The organism is Anoxybacillus sp. P3H1B (genome assembly GCF_001560855.1).
Lineage (GTDB): Bacteria > Bacillota > Bacilli > Bacillales > Anoxybacillaceae > Anoxybacteroides > Anoxybacteroides rupiense.
Map to the genome: position 1 here is coordinate 410,144 of NZ_LPUG01000009.1, position 20,817 is coordinate 430,960.

The 20,817-nt window shown below is 44.8% G+C and carries 18 protein-coding genes, 1 other RNA gene and 1 other annotated feature; of the genes, 1 reads left to right on the forward strand and 18 read right to left on the reverse strand.

Annotated elements, in window-relative coordinates; genetic code table 11:
- Positions 1-6: 6 nt before the first annotated feature.
- From AT864_RS02370 to AT864_RS18065, 13 genes are all read right to left on the reverse strand, one after another.
- Positions 7-669 carry a tetratricopeptide repeat protein gene (locus AT864_RS02370; protein ID WP_066146070.1) on the reverse strand — a complete coding sequence of 221 codons (663 nt, stop codon included), beginning with the start codon at positions 667-669 and terminating at the stop codon, positions 7-9.
- Between the two features lie 76 nt (positions 670-745).
- Positions 746-1,861 carry a tRNA 2-thiouridine(34) synthase MnmA gene (gene mnmA / locus AT864_RS02375; protein WP_066146072.1) on the reverse strand — a complete coding sequence of 372 codons (1,116 nt, stop codon included), beginning with the start codon at positions 1,859-1,861 and terminating at the stop codon, positions 746-748.
- 12 nt (positions 1,862-1,873) lie between these two features.
- Positions 1,874-3,019 carry a cysteine desulfurase family protein gene (locus AT864_RS02380; RefSeq protein WP_066146075.1) on the reverse strand — a complete coding sequence of 382 codons (1,146 nt, stop codon included), beginning with the start codon at positions 3,017-3,019 and terminating at the stop codon, positions 1,874-1,876.
- A 23-nt stretch (positions 3,020-3,042) separates the two neighbouring features.
- Positions 3,043-3,459: a cysteine metabolism transcriptional regulator CymR gene (cymR, locus tag AT864_RS02385; RefSeq protein WP_044744641.1), complete on the reverse strand. Its 417-nt coding sequence runs from the start codon at positions 3,457-3,459 to the stop codon at positions 3,043-3,045.
- 10 nt (positions 3,460-3,469) lie between these two features.
- Positions 3,470-4,108, reverse strand: a complete 639-nt coding sequence (locus AT864_RS02390) for a YitT family protein (protein WP_066146078.1) — start codon at positions 4,106-4,108, stop codon at positions 3,470-3,472.
- 53 nt (positions 4,109-4,161) lie between these two features.
- Positions 4,162-5,457 carry a replication-associated recombination protein A gene (locus AT864_RS02395; RefSeq protein WP_066146080.1) on the reverse strand — a complete coding sequence of 432 codons (1,296 nt, stop codon included), beginning with the start codon at positions 5,455-5,457 and terminating at the stop codon, positions 4,162-4,164.
- Between the two features lie 62 nt (positions 5,458-5,519).
- Positions 5,520-6,392 carry a TetR/AcrR family transcriptional regulator gene (locus tag AT864_RS02400; RefSeq protein ID WP_066146083.1) on the reverse strand — a complete coding sequence of 291 codons (873 nt, stop codon included), beginning with the start codon at positions 6,390-6,392 and terminating at the stop codon, positions 5,520-5,522.
- 89 nt (positions 6,393-6,481) lie between these two features.
- Positions 6,482-6,655 (reverse strand): hypothetical protein, encoded by a 174-nt coding sequence (locus AT864_RS17825; RefSeq protein ID WP_156450478.1) that lies wholly within the window; start codon positions 6,653-6,655, stop codon positions 6,482-6,484.
- Between the two features lie 18 nt (positions 6,656-6,673).
- Positions 6,674-7,438 carry a ThiF family adenylyltransferase gene (locus AT864_RS02405; protein ID WP_044744645.1) on the reverse strand — a complete coding sequence of 255 codons (765 nt, stop codon included), beginning with the start codon at positions 7,436-7,438 and terminating at the stop codon, positions 6,674-6,676.
- A 457-nt stretch (positions 7,439-7,895) separates the two neighbouring features.
- A non-coding RNA gene (gene ssrS, locus AT864_RS02410) (6S RNA) lies at positions 7,896-8,079 on the reverse strand.
- A 50-nt stretch (positions 8,080-8,129) separates the two neighbouring features.
- On the reverse strand, positions 8,130-9,914 hold the full coding sequence (gene aspS / locus AT864_RS02415) for an aspartate--tRNA ligase (RefSeq protein ID WP_066146085.1): 1,785 nt from the start codon (positions 9,912-9,914) through the stop codon (positions 8,130-8,132).
- Positions 9,915-9,926: 12 nt separating this feature from the next.
- Positions 9,927-11,204 carry a histidine--tRNA ligase gene (gene hisS / locus AT864_RS02420; protein ID WP_066146088.1) on the reverse strand — a complete coding sequence of 426 codons (1,278 nt, stop codon included), beginning with the start codon at positions 11,202-11,204 and terminating at the stop codon, positions 9,927-9,929.
- 57 nt (positions 11,205-11,261) lie between these two features.
- Positions 11,262-11,491: a binding site (T-box leader), on the reverse strand.
- A gap of 64 nt (positions 11,492-11,555) precedes the next feature.
- Positions 11,556-11,732, reverse strand: coding sequence for a hypothetical protein (locus AT864_RS18065; RefSeq protein ID WP_197430990.1), 177 nt, complete (start codon positions 11,730-11,732; stop codon positions 11,556-11,558).
- Positions 11,733-12,109: 377 nt separating this feature from the next.
- Here AT864_RS18065 and AT864_RS02430 point away from each other — a divergent pair, with 377 nt between their 5' ends.
- Positions 12,110-13,525, forward strand: coding sequence for an SH3 domain-containing protein (locus AT864_RS02430; RefSeq protein WP_066146094.1), 1,416 nt, complete (start codon positions 12,110-12,112; stop codon positions 13,523-13,525).
- 384 nt (positions 13,526-13,909) lie between these two features.
- Here AT864_RS02430 and dtd read toward each other — a convergent pair whose 3' ends face one another.
- From dtd to AT864_RS02455, 5 genes are all read right to left on the reverse strand, one after another.
- The gene (gene dtd / locus AT864_RS02435; protein WP_044744648.1) at positions 13,910-14,362 is read right to left on the reverse strand and encodes a D-aminoacyl-tRNA deacylase; all 453 of its coding nucleotides are present in this window, start codon (positions 14,360-14,362) and stop codon (positions 13,910-13,912) included.
- Positions 14,363-14,376: 14 nt separating this feature from the next.
- Positions 14,377-16,575: a bifunctional (p)ppGpp synthetase/guanosine-3',5'-bis(diphosphate) 3'-pyrophosphohydrolase gene (locus tag AT864_RS02440; protein WP_066146097.1), complete on the reverse strand. Its 2,199-nt coding sequence runs from the start codon at positions 16,573-16,575 to the stop codon at positions 14,377-14,379.
- 149 nt (positions 16,576-16,724) lie between these two features.
- On the reverse strand, positions 16,725-17,237 hold the full coding sequence (locus AT864_RS02445) for an adenine phosphoribosyltransferase (protein ID WP_044744650.1): 513 nt from the start codon (positions 17,235-17,237) through the stop codon (positions 16,725-16,727).
- Complete coding sequence (gene recJ / locus AT864_RS02450; RefSeq protein WP_066146561.1) at positions 17,237-19,594, reverse strand: single-stranded-DNA-specific exonuclease RecJ; 2,358 nt, start codon at positions 19,592-19,594, stop codon at positions 17,237-17,239. Before recJ ends, AT864_RS02445 begins: the two co-directional genes overlap by 1 nt.
- A 226-nt stretch (positions 19,595-19,820) precedes the next feature.
- Positions 19,821-20,717, reverse strand: a complete 897-nt coding sequence (locus AT864_RS02455; protein ID WP_066146100.1) for a cation diffusion facilitator family transporter — start codon at positions 20,715-20,717, stop codon at positions 19,821-19,823.
- Positions 20,718-20,817 lie beyond the last annotated feature (100 nt).

The following is a 20,817-nucleotide window of genomic DNA, read 5'->3' on the forward strand; positions in this document are numbered from 1 at the left end:
CTTTTTTTATTTTTCCAGCGCTTTTTCCATCAATTTTTTCCCATGTCCTGCAAGCAAATGATCTGGCTGTATGGCAAGCGCTTTGTTAAACATATGAAGTGCCTGCTGTGCATCATCTTTATAAGCATAAGCCACTCCTAAATTATAATAGGCATCGGCATGCCCTTCATCTAAAGCGACGGTTCTCTCGAAGCAGTTCATCGCTTCATCCACAAGTTCAAGCTGCGCTAAGCACAAGCCAAGCTGAAAAAGCGCTTCTGCATCGTTTTCGTTCAATTCGGAGGCGCGTTGCAAATACGGCAAAGCCAGACGCGGCTGCTCTAAAAGCAAGAGCGACATCCCGAGCATAAAAAATACATCGCCGTCCTCCATCCCTTTTTGCACCGCCTGTTCAAACATGTCCTTTGCCAAAACAAATTGCTGGCGATTATAGTAAAGAGAGCCAAGCCCATAGTAAGCAGTGGCCGCTTCTGGATCAAGCTCAAGCGCTTTTTTAAAAAAACGGATCGCTTTCTCTTCTTCCCCCACGGCCGCTAGTACATTTCCAAAATTAATGTAGCCGATTGGATCGTTTGGATTGGCTTCAATAGCTTCATGAAAGCATTTCACTGCTTCCTCATAGCGCCCTTGCTGCATGTGCTGAATGCCTAATGCATTTTGATTCTCCATCGTTTCCAACTCTCCCTTTTGCATTTATCTTAATGGAAAAACCCCAACTCCGCCAAGAGCTGAGGTTTTTGCAAAGCTATCCCACATACCAAAGCTTTTCTCCATTGCGGAAAATTTCATCAATGGTCCCGCCGCCAAGACATTCTTCTCCATCATAAAACACGACAGCTTGCCCCGGCGTAACAGCACGAACGGGACGGTCAAATACAACGCGCACCGTCCGGTCGTCGATGACATGAACCGCAACGCCGTTATCCGGTTGACGATAACGGAATTTGGCCGTACATTTTAACGGTTCAGCCGGCACTCGATCCGATACCCAGCTGACATTCGTGGCGATGATTGAATCAGAATATAGCAGCTCATTCTCAAATCCTTGCGCAACATACAAAATATTTTCTTTCACATTTTTTCCAACAACAAACCATGGCTCGCCATTCCCGCCAATGCCGAGACCATGACGCTGTCCAATCGTATAATACATGATTCCGTCGTGCTTGCCCTTTATTTCGCCAGCAAGTGTTTGCATAGTTCCTGGCTGAGCTGGCAAGTAGTTACTTAAAAATTCTTTAAAATTCCGTTCACCAATAAAACAAATGCCTGTGCTATCCTTTTTCCCTGCTGTCGCCAGTCCTGCTTCTTTGGCGATTTGACGCACCTGCGCTTTTTCAAGCTCTCCAAGCGGGAACATGACTTTCGATAATTGGGCTTGTCCCAGCTGATTTAAGAAATAGGTTTGATCCTTGTTTTGATCAACCCCGCGCAGCATTTTATATTCGCCATCGCGATAGGCAACACGCGCGTAATGCCCTGTCGCCAAATAGTCGGCGCCAAGCGACATCGCATGCTCTAAAAACGCTTTGAATTTAATTTCTTTGTTGCACATCACATCCGGATTTGGCGTGCGCCCTGCTTTATACTCATCAAGAAAATACGTAAATACCTTCTCCCAATACTGTTTTTCAAAGTTTACCGCATAATAAGGAATGCCAATCTGATTGCAGACACGCATCACATCTTCATAGTCTTCCGTTGCCGTACACACCCCGTTTTCATCTGTGTCGTCCCAATTTTTCATAAAAACCCCGATCACATCATATCCCTGCTGTTTTAAAAGAAGGGCAGCCACCGATGAGTCCACCCCTCCGGACATGCCAACAACGACGCGCGTGTCTTTTGGTGCTTTGTTCATCTCTCTCCTCCTCTATTTGCTTACAAGTCTTTGAACAATTTTTACGGTTTCATACGCTGCCTTTTCAATTTGTTCTTCCGTATTTCCAAGCCCAAAGCTAAAACGGATCGAGGAGCGGATGCGGTCAGAATCCTTGCCAAACATCGCCACAAGAACATGCGATGGATCAATGGAACCCGCTGTACATGCTGAGCCGCTCGATACGGCGATTCCCGCTAAATCAAGATTCACAAGCAGCGATTCTACGTTCGTTCCCGGAAACGTGACATTCAATACATGCGGTAGCGCCTCCTGGTCATCACCGTTGACAGCGTATGAAATCCCCGCTTGCGCAAAAATAGCGAGCATTTTCTTTCTAAACGAACGGTACTTCTCTGCTTTTTCGCTCATCGTTTGCTGCGCAATTTCAACGGCTTTTGCCATCCCGACAATTCCGGCGACGTTTTCCGTTCCTGCCCGCCGTTTTCGCTCTTGCTCGCCCCCGTATAAACGAGGCATTAGCTTAACGGTTTCTTTAGCGTATAAAAAGCCAACACCTTTCGGCCCATTAATTTTATGTGCGGAAACAGACAACAAATCAATATGAAGTTGATTCACATCGATGGGGATCAGCCCATATGCTTGGACAGCATCCGTATGGAAAAAAGCCGGATGGTCTTTCAGCATTTCCCCGATCTGTTGAATAGGCTGCAACACTCCGGTCTCATTATTGCCGAACATGATTGAGACGAGGATGGTATCGTTGCGGAGCGCTTTTTTCAGATCTGTCAATGAAATTTTTCCATATTCGTCAACTGGAAGATAAGTAATCTCAAACCCTTGTTTTTCAAGATAATGACACGTGTGCAAAACAGCGTGATGCTCGACAGATGAAGTAATAATATGGGTTCCCTTTTCTCGGTTCGCTAAGGCCACTCCTACGAGCGCCAAATTATCCGCCTCTGTTCCACCGCTTGTAAAAATCACTTCCGAAGGTTTTGCGCCAAGGCTTTTTGCTACTGTTTCACGCGCTTCATCCAACGCAAGCCGGCTTTGCCTGCCGAAAAAATGAATGCTCGACGGGTTGCCGAAGCATTCTGTCATAAACGGCAGCATTCGCTCAGCGACGGCAGGATGAACGGGAGATGTCGCCGCATGGTCAAGATAAATACGTTCCAACCAAAATTCTCCTTTCTCACTGCTTAAATATAAAACATGTAGGATTCTTGATCCCCATTGCTATATTTCGCCAAATCTTCAAGTGTTGTGCTATCTAATACTTCCTGTACAGCATCACGAATGCGAATCCACAACTCACGCTTAGCCGGCTCTTCTTCTTCCAATTCTTCTACAGGGCTGATGGGCCCTTCAAGCACCCGAATCACATCTCCCGCCGTAATTTTCGCCGGATGATCGGCCAACACATAGCCGCCATACGCTCCGCGGATGCTTTTTACAAGCCCTGCATTTCTAAGCGGCGAAACGAGTTGCTCTAAATAATGCTCAGACAAATTATGCGTTTTTGCAATCGATCTGAGCGAAATCGGGCGATCTCCATATTTTTTTGCCAACTCAATCATCATTGTTAAACCGTAGCGACCTTTTGTTGAAATTTTCATCCTATTCCTCCTAACGACTTAAACCATTCATTCCCGTTTTCGCCACTGCCATCCGCGCCGTCCATTGCTGACATTGCGGCAGGGCGATGCCAATGACCTTGCCGATCGTAACACTAAAAACCAGCGTGCCAATCGATACAGGTCCTCCCAGTATCCAGCCGACCAACAAAACAAACACTTCCATAGCAATGCGGATGTACTCCACTCTCCATCCGGTTTTCTCCATCAATACGAGCATTAAGCTATCGCGCGGTCCAGCTCCCATCTTCGCCGAAATATAAAGTCCCATTCCATAGCCTGTTATGATGATTCCGCCAAAGAGCATCGCCATTTTCCCGATAAATGTATGGGGAGTTTGCAGTGCTGGGATCATCATATACATATCGATCATCAGGCCCACAAGCAGCATATTAAGAAAAGCCCCTATTTGGGGCCATTGTTTCGAAAGAAGCGAGGAAGCCGCCAAAACAATAATCCCCACAATAATAGACCATGTACCAATCGTCAAGCCAAGCTGACGATATAGACCGATATGAAGCACATCCCATGGAGCGCTTCCCATGTCCGCCTTAATGGTTAAAACAATCCCAAACGACATGACCAATAAACCAAGAAAATAAACGGTCCAGCGAACAATCGACTCTTTCATATTCACGCCCCACTTTTTTAATCAATAAATCGGAAATCATTATACCATACTTTTCATCTTACTTCATTGTGCTTGCTTTTTAATGAACAGAGACGCTCATACACTTTCGCATAATGCTTCTCATCGCCGTTTTCTTTCGGCACATAATATTGCGTTCCTTCCAGCTCGCTTGGCAAATATTGCTGGGCTACCCATCCATTTGGATGGTCGTGCGGATATTGATACCCTATTCCATGGCCAAGAACGCTAGCTCCTTTATAATGCGCATCCTTTAGATGAGCAGGAATCTCTCCCAGCTTTCCTTGCTCGATATCACGGATCGCTTGGTCAATCGCTTTGTATGCTGAATTGGATTTCGCCGAGAGACATAATTCAATTGTCACAACTGACAGCGGAATCCTCGCTTCAGGAAGCCCCAGCCGTTCCACAGCTTGGATGGCCGCATTCACCTTGATGCCCATCAGCGGATTGGCCAAGCCGACATCTTCATAGGCAATCACCAGCAAACGCCGGCAAATAGCGGATAAGTCGCCGCCTTCCAATAATCTCGCCAAATAATAAAGCGCCGCGTCGACATCGCTTCCTCGGATGCTTTTTTGGAATGCAGACAATAACGAATAATAGACGTCCCCTTTTTTGTCATGGAAAAATCCTTTGTTTTCTATGCACTGTGAGACAGTTTGTTCATCGACGACAATGCGGTCTCCGCTTTTTGGCGAAGCATACACAACCACTTCTAATGCATTTAATGCAGAACGGGCATCGCCGTTTGTTCCAACAGCAATGCGTTGCAGCAAACGGTCGTCCATTTCAATCGGTAAAGTGCCAAATCCCCTTTTGTCATCGTGCAGCGCTCGTTGTAGCAAAACCGTGACCTCTTCAACTGTTAATCGCTTTAGCTGCTTAATTTGTCCACAGCGGCTGCGAATAGCCGGATTCACTTCATGAAACGGGTTTTCTGTCGTGGCCCCAATCAATGTGATCAACCCGTTTTCTATATTAGGCAGCAAATAATCTTGTTGTGCTTTATTAAAGCGGTGAATTTCATCAATAAATAGAATAACGTTTCCCGACATTTTTGCAACCGCGACCACTTCTTCCATTTCTTTTTTTCCCGATGTCGTTGCATTTAATGCAAAAAATTCCCGCTCGACAGTTCCAGCAATCGCATAAGCGAGCGATGTCTTCCCAACTCCTGGTTCTCCATATAAAAGCATGGAAGGCACATAGCCGTTTTGAATCATTTTATATAAAGCGGTATGCGGACCGATGATATGCTGCTGTCCCACCACTTCATCAATCGTTCTTGGCCTCATGCGGATCGACAGGGGCTCTTGTGAAAAAAGCATCTTTCGCTTCCTCCTTCGTTCCTTTGAAAATAGAAAGCTCTCTGCTCCAAAAGCAGAGAACTTTATGCAAAATAGCGGGCAATCGCTTCGTTCAATTCCTTCCACAATGGCAGCGAAAAGCGTTCTAAATAAAGCAAAATGGCTTCAACCATAAATTTTCGGACGTCATCCTCTTGGGTAAACTCTTGCTCTAACGTCTCAAGGGAGTCGATGATGCCGCTTTCATTCATTCTCGTGTCCTTAAGCATATCCATCATTTGCTGAATGTAGGCGACAATTTGCTGCCTCGCTTCCTCTTTAGTTGATAGTCCGAGACAGAGATAATCTTCCATCATTTGATCGTTTAGCAGCGGCTTTTCCTCCTCCGTCAGACTTTTGACAATCGCATCAAGGCGTCGAAGCACGAAAGGAACAAAATGGGAACGCTGCAATTCTTTTTGCTCAACCGCCACATAAAACATATACTCCTTCAGCATGCCGTTTAAGATGGCAGCGCAATCAAGCGAAAAGCGGCGAACCGGCTCTCCATATATGTCAATAATAGCTTGGCGATACCAATTTAATATTCGAGCACGAATGCGGAAAGCAAGTTGATGAACCTCATCATTCACCTTCACCGCCTGCTCCCCCATATGCATTCGCACTAATTCTTTATGGCGAATGAACTCTTCGATTTGAATACAAAGCTGCTTTTCAAATCTTTCTCTTGCCGATAGATTTTTGTCTTGGCTGACTTCAAATATTTTGCGAAACAAAATTTCATAGTGGTAACGAAAAATCGATACCGCGATTTCTTCCTTCGATTTGAAATAATTATAAAGCGAACCTTTCGCCATTCCGCTTTGTTCAGCAATTTCCTGCATCGACGTTGCGTGATATCCCTTTTGTGCAAATAGCTTCATAGCTGCCCGAATAATGGTTTCTTTTTTATTCAATGCGCTCTCCTTCCTCGCCTTATCTATCCTAATTATTTTTATTATAACATGACCAAAAAGCGAATTTGAATGGCTAAAAAGGGAAAGCTTTACAAGCCCTCTTTTCTTCCTTTTTGGCTTGACGGCTGAAAAATCGTTCGACCGAAACGGCCATCCGCGTCAATCATGTCAGCGACGTTCATCCTCTTATTCCATCGCTTTTTAGAAATTAGCCTTTCCGATGCTTTTGTCAGCATAAACGTAAAAAGCAGGGCTGCCTTCATAGGCAAGCCCTGCTTTGCTCATTCTTCACCGACGCGATAAATTTTGATTCCTTCTAGCAGCTCGCGCACAACATATGAAGCCATAATCAGCCCCGCTACGGAAGGGACAAACGCATTCGATGATGGCGGCATTTGCGCTTTGCGAATCGCCGATTGATCGTTGCCGACCCTTTTGCGGACATCTTCGCGAATAATAATCGGTTTTTCATCAGAAAAAACAACAGGGATTCCCTTGCGGATTCCTTCTTTTCGCAGCTTAGTCCGAATCACTTTGGCAATGGGATCTGTATGGGTTTTCGAAATATCGGCAATACGAAAACGAGTTGGGTCCATTTTATTGGCCGCTCCCATGCTTGAGATAATCCGCACATTGCGCTTCAAGCATTCTTTCATTAAATGAATTTTATACGTGATCGTATCAGAAGCATCAATGACAAAATCGAGCCCATAGCTGAAAAATTGCTCGTACGTCTCTTCAGTATAAAACATTTTGAGTGCGATAACTTCACATTCAGGGTTAATATCCGCAATACGCTCTTTCATTAGATCCACTTTCGGACGACCTACTGTGGAAAGAAGAGCGTGAATTTGTCGATTGATATTCGTAATGTCCACATCGTCCTTGTCTACCAAGACGAGCCGACCGACCCCCGAACGTGCCAGTGCTTCAGCGGCAAAAGAACCGACGCCGCCAATTCCTAATATGGCTACAGTCGCCTTTTTTAACGTTTCTAGTCCATCCTTGCCGATCGCTAATTCGTTACGTGAAAATTGATGTAGCATTGATACCCTCCATGAATTTTTCATCATTTTTGCATCGATATTATCCTACACAATAAAGTTCAGTATTTCAATCGGATTTTATTTTTCGATGATCCATTAGTTGAACTTCCATCTGTTTGGAAAACGATAGAATGAACCGTTTAGAAATTCAGAAAAAAAGCGAGAGACGTTTCGATCATCGAAGAAAGTGGAGAGCTTGCCTTTGACCGTAAGCTTTTCCAGATCCTGCTTATTGATCCTATGTATATAGCGTGAGGACCGTCAGGGAATGGATTTGATCTAACACCACGAATGGATAAAAAATCCCCTATGTAAAGGATTCTCTTTACATAGGGGATTCATTGCCTTTCATTTGGCCAAGTCCGAACACTTCCTTTTTGCCCGGCTCCCGACATGTGTCCGATTTGGCACAAATGACTCATCTTTATTGGATTTACAAGCTTTTCAACTTATCGCCTCAAGTCCCAATCGTGCCGTCGATGCCTTCGTTTTGATCCCGCTCCACGCAGGTGGGTGTCCTGTTTCAAGGTTTGCACGTCCTCTCGGTTTGAGGCATGTACGCCGCTTGAAAACTGCGGACTCCCGTATAACATATTGTTCGGTCAAAACAATAGGTTATACGACGAACACATCAGGACTGTTAGGTTTGAAAGCATCATATCATATTTTTTTCGCCTTTTCAAGAAGGGAATTAACTGAAATTTTTGATTTTTTCTACATCCACAGTTAAATGCAATTCTTCTAATTGCTTATCGCTTACATGGCTCGGCGCTTCTGTTAACAAGCAGCTTGCACTAGCCGTTTTTGGAAAGGCAATAGTATCACGCAAATTCGTACGTCCTGCCAACAGCATCACAAGGCGGTCTAATCCCAAAGCGATTCCTCCGTGCGGCGGCGTTCCATACTCAAATGCCTCAAGCAAGAAGCCAAACTGCTCACGGGCTTCTTCTTCTGTAAATCCAAGCACTTGAAACATTTTTTCCTGTACATCGCGTTCAAAAATGCGCAGCGAGCCACCACCTAATTCATAGCCGTTTAATACAAGGTCATAAGCTTGGGCACGCACGCTTCCCGGATCTGTATCCAAATGAGGCAAATCTTCGCGCACCGGCATTGTAAACGGATGATGCGCCGCATAATAGCGCCCTTCTTCTTCATCATACTCCAAAAGCGGCCAATCTGTGACCCAGAGAAACTGGAATTTGGTTTCATCAATCAGCTGCAGCTCTTTTCCAAGCTTCAGACGCAATGCACCGAGAGCATCAGCGACCACCACTTTGGAATCAGCGACAAACAGCAATAAATCTTCCGTCTCCGCTTCTAATGCTTGAATGATTCCTTTTTGCTCTTCCTCTATGAAAAACTTCGCAATCGGACCTTTTAATCCGCCTTCTTCCACTTTAAGCCATGCCAGCCCTTTCGCTCCATAACGAGCGACAAATTCGGTCAATGCATCCATATCTTTGCGTGAATATTGCTGAGCCGCTCCCTTCACATTTATCGCTTTTACTTGTCCTCCATTCGCAACTGCACTTGAAAACACCTTAAAGCCACAGTCTCGTACTTGCTCCGACAAATCGACAAGCTCCATGCCAAAGCGCGTATCCGGCTTGTCAGAACCATATCGGCTCATCGCTTCGTTATACGACATGCGCGGAAATGGGAGCGATAGCTCGATTCCTTTTGCCGTTTTCATGACTCGCGCCATCATGCGCTCAATCATGGACATAATCTCCTCTTGGCTCATAAACGAGGTTTCAATATCCACTTGGGTAAACTCCGGTTGACGATCCGCCCGCAAATCTTCATCACGGAAACAGCGTGCAATCTGATAGTAGCGCTCAAATCCGCCAACCATTAGCAATTGTTTAAAAATTTGCGGCGATTGCGGCAGCGCGTAAAATTCTCCTGGATGGACACGGCTTGGAACTAAATAGTCGCGGGCCCCCTCCGGAGTGCTTTTGGTTAAAATCGGGGTCTCCACCTCAAGAAATCCTTCTTCATCAAGAAAATCTCGAATCGCTTTTGCCACTTGATGACGCATTTTAAACGTTTGAAACATAACCGGACGGCGCAAATCCAAATAGCGATATTTCAGCCGTACGTCTTCGGCAACTTCCGTTTCGTCAGAAATGATAAACGGTGGCGTTTTCGCTTCGCTTAAAACGGTCACACGATGAACATGAATTTCGATTTTCCCCGTTTGCAAATTCGGGTTGACTTGGCTTTCTTCGCGACGAACAACCGTTCCTTCAACGTCCAATACGTATTCATTGCGAATCCCTTCAGCTACACGCAGCGCTTCCTCAGATACTTCAGGGCTGAAAACAATTTGTACAATACCGGTGCGATCACGCAAATCAATAAAAATGAGTCCGCCAAGATCGCGGCGCTTTTGCACCCATCCTTTCAATACGACCTTTTCTCCCACCGCTTGTTCCGTCATTTCTCCGCAGTAATACGTCCTGCCAAACATCATGGTCCCCTCCTACTTTGATTCAACTGCTGTTTTCATATATTGCACAAACGAATGAAGCGATACCTCTGTTTGCTCGCCTGTCGCCATATTTTTAATGGCAATCACTTGCTTTTCAAGCTCGTCATCGCCAAGAATGGCAACATAAGCGGACTCAAGGCGATCCGCCGCCTTCAGCTGCGCTTTTACTTTTCGATCTTGATAATCTCTTTCCACCTTCATTCCCGACTGACGAAGCTTGTTCACAAGGATCACCGATTCATCCTTCGCTTTTTCCCCTAACGCTACGATAAAGCAATCGATTCCTTGAGCTACAGGCAACGTGATCCCCTCGGCAGCCAAGGCAGCGAGCAAACGTTCAATACTTAAAGCAAAACCGATTCCTGGCGTTTCTGGTCCGCCTATTTCCTGCACTAATCCATTGTAACGGCCGCCGCCACATAACGTCGTAATCGCGCCGAAGCCCTCCGCTTCGCTCATGATTTCAAAGGCAGTATGGTTATAATAATCGAGCCCTCGAACAAGCCGTGGATCGACTTCGAATGCAATCCCTAATTTCGTTAAATACAGTTGCACTTTTTCAAAATAAAGGCGCGATTCATCATTCAGATAATCAAGAATCGACGGTGCCGTTTCCATTAATTCATGGTCGCGGTCTTTTTTGCAATCTAAAATGCGCATCGGATTTTTTTCAAGTCTTGATTGACAATCCTCACAAAACTCGCTGATCCGTCCTTTAAAATGGTCAATAAGCGCTTGACGGTGCGCTTTTCTGCTTGGAGCATCTCCTAAGCTATTCATCACAAGCTTTAGCTTTTTCAAACCTAATGAATGATATAGCTCCATCGCAAGCGCGATCACTTCTGCGTCAATAGCGGGATCGCTGCTTCCAAGTGCTTCAACGCCAAATTGCACAAACTGACGAAATCTGCCTGCCTGTGGCCGCTCATAACGAAACATAGGCCCCATATAATACAATTTAACAGGTTGGTTGGGGTTCCCGTACATTTTGTTTTCCACAAAAGAACGAACAACGGCCGCAGTTCCTTCAGGCCGAAGCGTAATGCTGCGCCCTCCTCGATCTTCAAATGTATACATTTCTTTTTGAACGATATCTGTTGTGTCTCCCACACTTCTTAAAAACAATTCTGTGTGTTCAAAGATCGGCGTGCGAATTTCCTGATAGTTGTAACGTCGGCAAATATCCCGTGCCATTTGCTCAATATATTGCCACTTTTCAGCTTCGCCCGGCAAAATATCTTGCGTTCCTCTCGGAATTTGAAACGACATGCTCCATCCTCCTACTTTTTCTATGTAAAAATAAAAAACTCCCTTCCCTATTAAAATAATAGGGACGAGAGTCGTTTTCCCGTGGTGCCACCCTAATTGAAGCTCAAACGCTTCCGCTTTATCCCGATAACGCCCGGTACGCGTTCCCTTCTACTAGCATGCGCGTTCAAAGAGAAACCTACGGAGTGTTCCTTCGTTAAGTCATCACGGAGAAATGCTTTCAGCCTATGGCATTTCCTCTCTGGCCATGTGTACTCTTAACTACTCTTCTCCATCATCGGCTTTTTTGCAGCAATTTTTATCTTTTATGTTACGAATGAATCATCATTTTGTCAAGAAGACGAAAAAGATTTATGAGCGAAAGAGCTGTTTTTTCAATTTTCGCACATCCCGCAACGTTAGACCGAATTCTGAAGCTAACTCATAATTGGTATAATCGGCTTCCTTTCGCATAAATTCATGAAAGTCTACATGAAATAGCTCGCTTGCTTTGCGGTGCGCAAATTCTCCTTTAGCGCTGCTTCTCACCTGCTTCATCCTTTCTCTTTTCAAGACAGTAACTTGACATGTTACGATTTGCATCGATATGTCACGCAAATGTTTAACGAAAACAACCCCGGGTTTGCACAGGCCCCATTCGTAAGTTGCTCGCGGCGCGAAGATCCGATCGATTCACTTACAGTTCTTGTGCCGTATCAATATGATGAACGGACGATAGCGGTCAAAACTCATGGTCAGAAGGCGAGGCCGCGCCCATTCTGTTCCAACAAATGCCAACCGTAATCTGACCGATGATTCGCCAAATATAGCACTACTTATCTTTCCCGTTTTTAAAAAAAATAAAAGGGTTTTTTTACTTTTTGTAGAACTGTTATCATCTCACACTTTTGAAAGGAGGCTGCCATGTGAAAAAAGCGGCTTATTTTCTGCTGGTCGCTCTGTTTCTTTTGTCCTTCCCTTCCTCTGACGGCGCCGAAGCCAAAATGATGATCACCAAAACAGAGCACCTCAATGTTCGGGAAGGACCAGGCACTTCTTATCCAATAAAAAGGAAACTGAATAAAGGAGAAATTTACATAGTGGCCCAAGAAAAAAATGATTGGGTACAGCTTAAACTAAGCACTACGGAAACCGGATGGGTTTCACGGCAATATGTTGCAGATATGAATGAAAACATGCAAGCGACCGTTGACCGTCTCCGTGTTCGTTCTGCTCCTAGCAGCCAAGCAAGCATAATTGGTTATTTAAAGCTAGGCCAAACGGTGGAAGTGCTCGACACCAACAGTCATTGGACAAGAATCAAAAACGGAACGCTTACGGGGTGGGTCTCATCAGACTACCTCGCGTCAGCTACAGGCTCCGGAACCACTTCCATCCAATCGAAATCCGGAACAGTTGCCGTTGATGTGCTAAACGTGCGGACAAAGCCTTCTCAACAGGCCACCATTCTTGGCAAAATCACATTTGGCCAACAGGTGCGAATCATTGGCGAGACTGCGGATTGGTACCAAATCGAATCACCTGGCTCTATGACTGGCTGGGTCTATCGCACATACATAATGACGGCAACTCTCTACATTACAGTGTTAGAAGATGGTACGAATATTCGTTCAAAACCTTCGCTTCAATCGCAAATTCAAGGGACAGCCAAACGTGGACAACAATACCGCGTGATCGCTAAAGAAGGTAGCTGGTACAAAATTGAACTGTCTCATCAAAAGAGCGGATATATTGCGGATTGGGTGGTAGCAGTTGTCCGCAATGCTGGAAACACAGGGACAATCAAAAACAAAACGATTGTCATTGATCCCGGTCACGGCGGAAAAGACAGCGGAACAATTGGCAGCGGTGGAATGATGGAAAAAACGATGACATTAAAAACCGCACAGATGCTAAAAAATCAATTGCAGGCGGCTGGAGCCACCGTTATTCTCACTAGAAAGGACGACACCTATTTGTCCTTAGCCGAGCGCGTAAGCATGGCTGAACAGCATAAAGCCGATGCGTTTGTCAGCATTCATTACGATAGCTCGCCAGACGGAACAGCAAGAGGAATGACCATTTATTATTACCATTCATTAAATGACTATCCTCTCGCTTTATCGTTTGATCCTTTTCTGTCTCAATCCCTGCCAATCCCGTATCGCGGCATTCGATTTGGCGACTTTCACGTCCTTCGAGAAACAAGCATGCCATCTGTTCTGTTTGAGCTGGGATATTTGAACAATGCGCAGGAATCAAGCATCATTGCCTCTGATTCATACCAAAAGCAAGTCACCAAAGCAATTGTTGCCGGGCTTCAACGCTATTTCAGCAATTAATAAGGGCAACGCCATGTCCATAAAAGGAGGAAGGCGCACGTATTTTCCCAAACTCTTTAACCTAAAAAAAGTGACTTAAAAAACTTTTCCTATCGCAAGCTATGCGGAAAACAAAATGTTGAATTAGGTATATCGATATTGGATTCCTCGCTTTTTTGTCGTAGTGGGCAAGCGATTTGCTTGCCCGCTGGACAGGCTTATAGCATGCCCTTCTCGAACAAGAACGCCAGCGAGCCCATTCATTTCCCGGCAAATCGTTCGTTGTTCAGGGGAAGAGACAGAAAGCTTGCATTTGACCAAATGATTTTGTATTTTTTACGTAAAATAATGGATCATCAACACTTGTGCCGTTGAATAATAAAAGAAAAGCGAGCAACCATATAGTTACTCGCTTTTTTCTTTGCTTTCTACAATAAGCGTCACCGGGCCATCATTTGTCAATGCCACATCCATCATAGCGCCAAATTGTCCGGTTTCCACTAAAATCCCTTTTTTTCTTAATTCTTCGTTGAATGCTTCATAAATTCGCAGCGCATGATCTGGTTTGGCCGCTTCCATAAAATTGGGTCGTCTTCCTTTTCGACAGTCGCCATACAATGTAAACTGGGAAACGGATAAAATAGCGCCCCCGACATCCAGTAATGACCGATTCATTTTGCCGGATTCATCCTCAAAGATGCGCAAATGGGCAATTTTATCAGCGACAAACGCCGCGTCTTCCTCCGTATCCTGATGGGTCACACCGACAAGGAGCACAAGCCCAAATTCAATACTGCCCACTATTTCACCATTGACGGTTACACTTGCATGTTTGGCTCTTTGTACTACTACTCTCATGACCGCGTTCCTTTCTAATTGTTCATAATTCGCTGCACAGAATAAATATCTGGAATTTGCTTGATTCGTTCTACGATTTTTTGCAGATGGCTCACGTTTTGAATCGCAATCGTCATATGAATGGTAGCAATCTTATTGCGGTGATCGGATCTTCCTGAAACAGCGGAAATATCCGTTTTCGTTTCATTAACGGCCTGCAATACTTCATTGAGCAGTCCACGTCGATCAAATCCGGAAATTTCAATTTCCACGTTATATTCGCGGTTGGTTTTCGTATTGCTTTCCCATTCTACCGAAATCAGCCGATCTTCTACTTCGCTTGATTTTACGTTAGGACAATCTGTTCGGTGAACAGAGACTCCGCGTCCTCTTGTAATAAATCCGATAATTTCGTCGCCTGGAACTGGATTACAGCAACGTGAGAGACGAATCAATAAATTATCGATTCCCTGCACTTGAATACCATAATCGCGTTTTTTCCCAATCGGCGTCTTCATCTCCTGCGCCGACTCCGCCAATCTTTTTTGCTGCTCCTCCAAATCGCGCTGCTTCCGCCATTTATCTGTTAAGCGATGAGCAATTTGCGCAGCGGTAATCCCATGATAACCAACAGCCGCATACATATCTTCTTCATTAGAGAAGTTGAACTTTTCCGCCACTCTCTTGACATTTTCAACCGTCAATATATCTTTCACATCGAAGCCAAGAGCGCGAATTTCCTTTTCCACAAGCTCTTTTCCTTTTTCAATATTCTCTTCGCGTCGCTGTTTTTTAAAGAATTGGCGAATTTTATTTTTGGCATGGGAAGTTTGCGCAAGCTTTAGCCAATCTTGGCTCGGACCGTATGAATGCTTGGATGTTAATATTTCGACAATATCGCCTGTCTTAAGTTTATAATCCAACGGTACCATTTTCCCATTCACTTTCGCTCCGATCGTTTTATTTCCGATTTCAGAATGAATCCGATAAGCGAAGTCAATCGGCACCGAACCTGCTGGAAGCTCAATAACGTCGCCTTTCGGAGTAAAGACGAACACCGTATCCGAAAATAAATCCATCTTTAGCGTTTCCATAAATTCTTCGGCATTGCTTGCATCGTTTTGCCATTCTAAAATTTCCCGAAACCAGGAAAGCTTTTCTTCAAAAGAATTCGGTTTGACCATCTTTCCTTCTTTGTACGCCCAATGTGCCGCAATTCCGAATTCGGCAATTTGATGCATTTCAAATGTGCGAATTTGCACTTCCAAAGGCTCCCCTTTTGGGCCAATGACAGTCGTATGCAAAGATTGATACATATTGGTCTTTGGCATCGCAATATAATCTTTAAAACGGCCTGGCATTGGCTTCCAGCATGTATGAATAATGCCCAACACCGCATAGCAGTCTTTTATGCTGTTCACAATGATGCGAACCGCTAGCAAATCATAAATTTCATTAAATTGCTTATTTTGCAGCGCCATTTTTCGATAAATACTGTAAATATGCTTCGGCCTTCCGGAAATTTCACCTTTGATCGAAAATTCGCTTAACCGATCGCGCACTTCTTGAATAACCTCTTCCAAATATTGCTCGCGCTCGGCTCGCTTTTTCTTCATTAAATTCACAATGCGGTAATATTGCTGCGGATTTAAATAACGAAGCGACGTATCCTCAAGCTCCCATTTGATTTTCGAAATTCCGAGGCGATGGGCAAGCGGCGCAAAAATTTCCAGTGTCTCGTTGGCGATTCTTCGCTGTTTTTCAATTGGCAAATGCTTCAACGTCCGCATGTTATGGAGCCGATCTGCCAATTTAATCAAAATCACACGAATATCTTGTGCCATTGCTAAAAACATTTTTCGATGATTTTCAGCCTGCTGCTCTTCTTGGGATTTGTATTTAATCTTGCCGAGCTTTGTCACACCATCCACAAGCATAGCTACTTCGCCGCCAAACTCTCGCTCTAAATCTTCCTTCGTGGCAGCTGTATCCTCGACAACATCATGCAAGAAGCCGGCAGCAATCGTAATCGCGTCCATTTTTAAATCTACTAAAATTCCCGCTACTTGAATAGGATGGATAATATAGGGCTCCCCTGATTTTCGATATTGCTCGCGATGGGACTCTCTGGCAAATTCATATGCCTTTCTGATCAATTCAACATCCATTTCCGACAAATATCGGCTTGCCTGCTCGATGACTTGTTCCGCTGTCAACACCTGTTCATTGGCCATGAGATCACCTTATGTGTATAATTTAATACCATTATCATGAAAATTTTTTTAAATGTAAAGAAACTAATAAGAAAGAGCACCCGTTAGAGTGCCCCCTTGCAAACATCTCTTCTTACCATTTTAGCGAAATAAAAGAAAAATGTCGATGGTTAGAATTGCATTAATGTTAAAATATCATAACCATCTAATTTGTTGCGCCCTTCTAAATACGTAAGCTCAATTAAGAATGCAATGCCGGCGACCACACCGCCAAGCTGCTCTACCAGTTTGATCGTTGCTTCAATCGTTCCACCAGTGGCTAATAGGTCGTCTGTAATCAACACGCGCTGTCCCGGTTTAATGGCATCTTTATGCATAGTCAATACATCTTTTCCGTACTCTAAACCGTATTCGACACGAACGACCTCACGCGGCAGCTTCCCTTCCTTCCTTACGGGCGCAAACCCAACCCCGAGCGCATAAGCGACAGGGCAGCCGATAATAAAGCCGCGCGCTTCTGGACCAACGACAAGATCTATTTCTTTTTCCCGCGCATATTGCACAATTTGATCTGTCGCATATTTATACACTTCGCCTTTATCCATGATGGTTGTAATGTCTTTAAACATAATCCCTGGCTTCGGGAAATCCGGTACAATCGTTACATATTGTTTTAAGTCCATTACATTTTTGCCTCCTCATATGTCCGCAACGCTTTTATTTCGGAAAAGGTGCGCTTAAGTTGTTCATACGATGAATATAAAAGCATATTTTCCAGCTCAAGCTGAGCCTGTTTTAAACGATACGTAGGAGATTCGGCTAAATCGCGCTTTTTGGGATTTGGAACAAGCGAAACGATCCCATTGTCCACCGTCACAAACTGCAATTCTAAAAATACTTGCACCATAAAACGAATCGTTTCCTTCGTCCAACCGCGCGAGCGCGCCAGCTCATCGCCGTATTTTTCGAGATGGAATGTACCTCGCTTCATCAAAAACGCATAAAACCACTTAAAATGGTCGCGCGTCGGCAATGTGCTGAAAAAATGAGTCTCCCTTTGATAGAATAACGCATAAATGCGCGCAGGTAAACTATAACTTAATAAAACTTTTATCATTTCTAAAGTTGGCGGCAGGTCAAGCAAAACGACATAGCTCCCATCCAAAGAAAGACGCTTCGCTTCCTCTATCGCTTCAATGACATCTATTTCTTCACGATAAGACTGCAGACGAAGCGCTCCTATTGTCTCTTGACCAAATGCGATAAACCGGCGCCGATCAGCGGGAAGCAGCGAAAAAAGAGAGTGCACATGCTGGATTCCTCTTATATCAAACAGCTGCCATTCTCGCACAGCGGCATCACAAATCATCAGCTGCGGTTTGCGAAGATGGTTCCATTCATTTACCGATAATGATCCAACAATGGAAACCTTTGCATTAGGAGCAATTTCATCATGCAAATATCCATAGCCAAATCCGACACATTCCAGTGTTGCCCCATCCTGTTCAAACACGATTTTTATATGTGATTGGTCAGCGCCGATACGCCGCATGCTTTGCACGGATGCGTCTTCAATTAAAATAAGAGGGCGCGGGTTCTCTGTCCCAAATGGGGAGAGTTTTTCGATTTGTTCTAATGCCCCTAAGGTAATGTCATCAATCGAGCAGGCTGCATCAATGGAAGTGATCGGGATAAAATCTTCCTCGGTCAATGCTTCCTTCGCAAACGCATTAAGGCGTTCCCGCAATTCATCGACATCTTCAAGTGAAAGGGTCATTCCAGCCGCCATCGGATGTCCGCCAAAATGGGGCAAAATATCGCGGCATTTTGACAAATGGGCAAATAGATCAAATCCTTGAATGCTGCGCGCCGATCCTTTCGCAATCCCTTTTTCCGGATCGATACTTAGAACAATGGTCGGCCGGTAAAATTGTTCGACAAGCCGAGAGGCTACGATCCCGATAACTCCAACATTCCAGCCTTCTTTTGCTACAACAAGCACATGCTGTTTCTCAGGAGGAAATTGCTCCTGTATGATCACAACGGCTTCTTCCGTCATTTCATTTACTAGCTTTTGCCGCTCCCGATTCAGCATCTCCGTTTTTTTCGCTAGTTCGTGCGCTTCTGCTTCATCCTCCGTCATGAGCAGCCGAACAGCAGGGGCGGCGTCTCCAAGTCTTCCGACCGCATTAATTCGCGGAGCGATGGCAAACCCGACTGTTTCCTCATTCACTTGGCTCAAGTTGGTACCGCATTGCTTCAATAGAGCACGCAACCCGATGCGCTTTGTATCTCGCAATTGCTCGATTCCTTTTGCGGCAAGCAGACGATTTTCACCTGTAAGCGGCACAAGGTCAGCAATGGTTCCAATCGCCACGATATCAAGCAAATGCTCTGGCACTTCTCCAAGCAATGCATGCGCCAGCTTAAAAGCCACGCCTACCCCAGCTAAATCACGAAACGGGTATGTGCTGCCCGGCTTTTTCGGGTGAATAATCGCCAATGCTTCAGGAAGTGTAGGTCCCGGCTCATGATGATCGGTAATAATAACGTCCATGCCTAGCTCATTTGCCAGCGCCACTTCTTCGACTGCAGCAATTCCATTGTCCACTGTGATGATTAAAGACACGCCTTTTTCTTTGGCAAGACAAAAAGCATTTTTATTTGGTCCATATCCTTCAGTAAAGCGATTGGGTATGTAAAAATCCGCTTTCGCGCCTATTTGAGACAATGCACTCATCATGACGGTTGTGCTGCTTACACCGTCAGCATCATAATCTCCGAATACAAGAATATGCTCCTCATTTCGCACCGCCTGCTGAATCCTTTCTATAGCTCGATGCATATCATCTAGCAAAAAAGGATCGTGAAACGGTTGTTTTTCTGGATATAAAAAGGCGGCCGCCGCTCGTGCAGTATCAATTCCACGGTTCACAAGCAGCGAAGCCACAAGTGGAGAAATATCCAGCTCCTTCATTAACTGATCCACTTTATTTTTATCGGGACGCTTCACATCCCATCGAGTTTTTGCCGTTAACATGTCTCCCACCTCAACTTCTCCTATTATACAAAAGGAGAAGAATAGGGGCAATGTGATATTAGTCAGATTATAGCGAAAGTCCATTTGAGCTTTGCCATCCATCCCTTTCGATTTTTTCTTCCCCAAACCGTACTTGGCGGATAAGGAATACAGCCAAGCCGTTTTATAAGGGGATGAACGAGGCAAACAGCGCGCGATGAAAACATTTATTCACAGTCTGGGCCGTCTATTTTTCGGGATGGTAAGGATTAATATGCACCATGACATTTTCTATATTTGGCATGCGAAGCAATCTTTCTTTCACGGCTTTGCCGATCCGATGCCCCTCTTCTACAGTAAGCAAGGGATCAACGGCAATTTTCAGGTCAATAATGACGTAATGGCCATGCTCGCGCGCATGCAATTCATGAATTTGCTTGACTTCAGGAAACTGGAGTACCGCTTGGCGAAGATGAACGGTATCTTCTTTGTGAAGCACATGGTCTAATGTAGTGTGAATCGACTGTTTGCCAAGCTCCCAGGCCATTTTTAACACGAGAAAAGAAACAAATAATCCAGCGATAGGATCTGCGTAGACGAGCTTGTTTATCCCCAATGAGTGGCCTGCCATCGCCGCTCCAATGCCAATGAGCGCAGCAATGGAAGAAAAAACATCGGAACGGTGCTCATATGCATTGACGATAATCGCCTGACTGTTTAATTTTTTTCCTAAGCGATATTTGTAGCGAAACATGGCTTCTTTCACCACAATGGAAAGGACAACTACGTAAATGGCCAACCATTTCGGCGGATGCAGCGGCTGAAAAAAGGCTTGTAGCGATGAACGCCCCATTTCGGCGCCAACAATAAATAACAATACCGCTACAATAATAGCAGCGATGGATTCTGCCTTGCCATGACCATACGGGTGATCTTCATCGGGCGGACGCTTGGCTGCGCGCAATCCAACCCAAACGGCAAGCGATCCAGCAACATCAGAAGCAGAATGAACAGCATCTGCTAGCAATGCCTTGCTGTTTCCCATGATGCCGGCAGCACCTTTCACTGCGGCTAATACAATATTTCCTAAAATCCCAATAATCGCGGCAAACTCGGCCTGTTTGAAGCGTTCTTCTTTCTCCACGATTCTCTTCCTTTCATCAAGACATCACGCCGTTTTAGTTTATCCATTTTTTCGCTTCTTCAAAAAAATAGAGCGGCGCTTTTGGTCGCCACTCTATTCT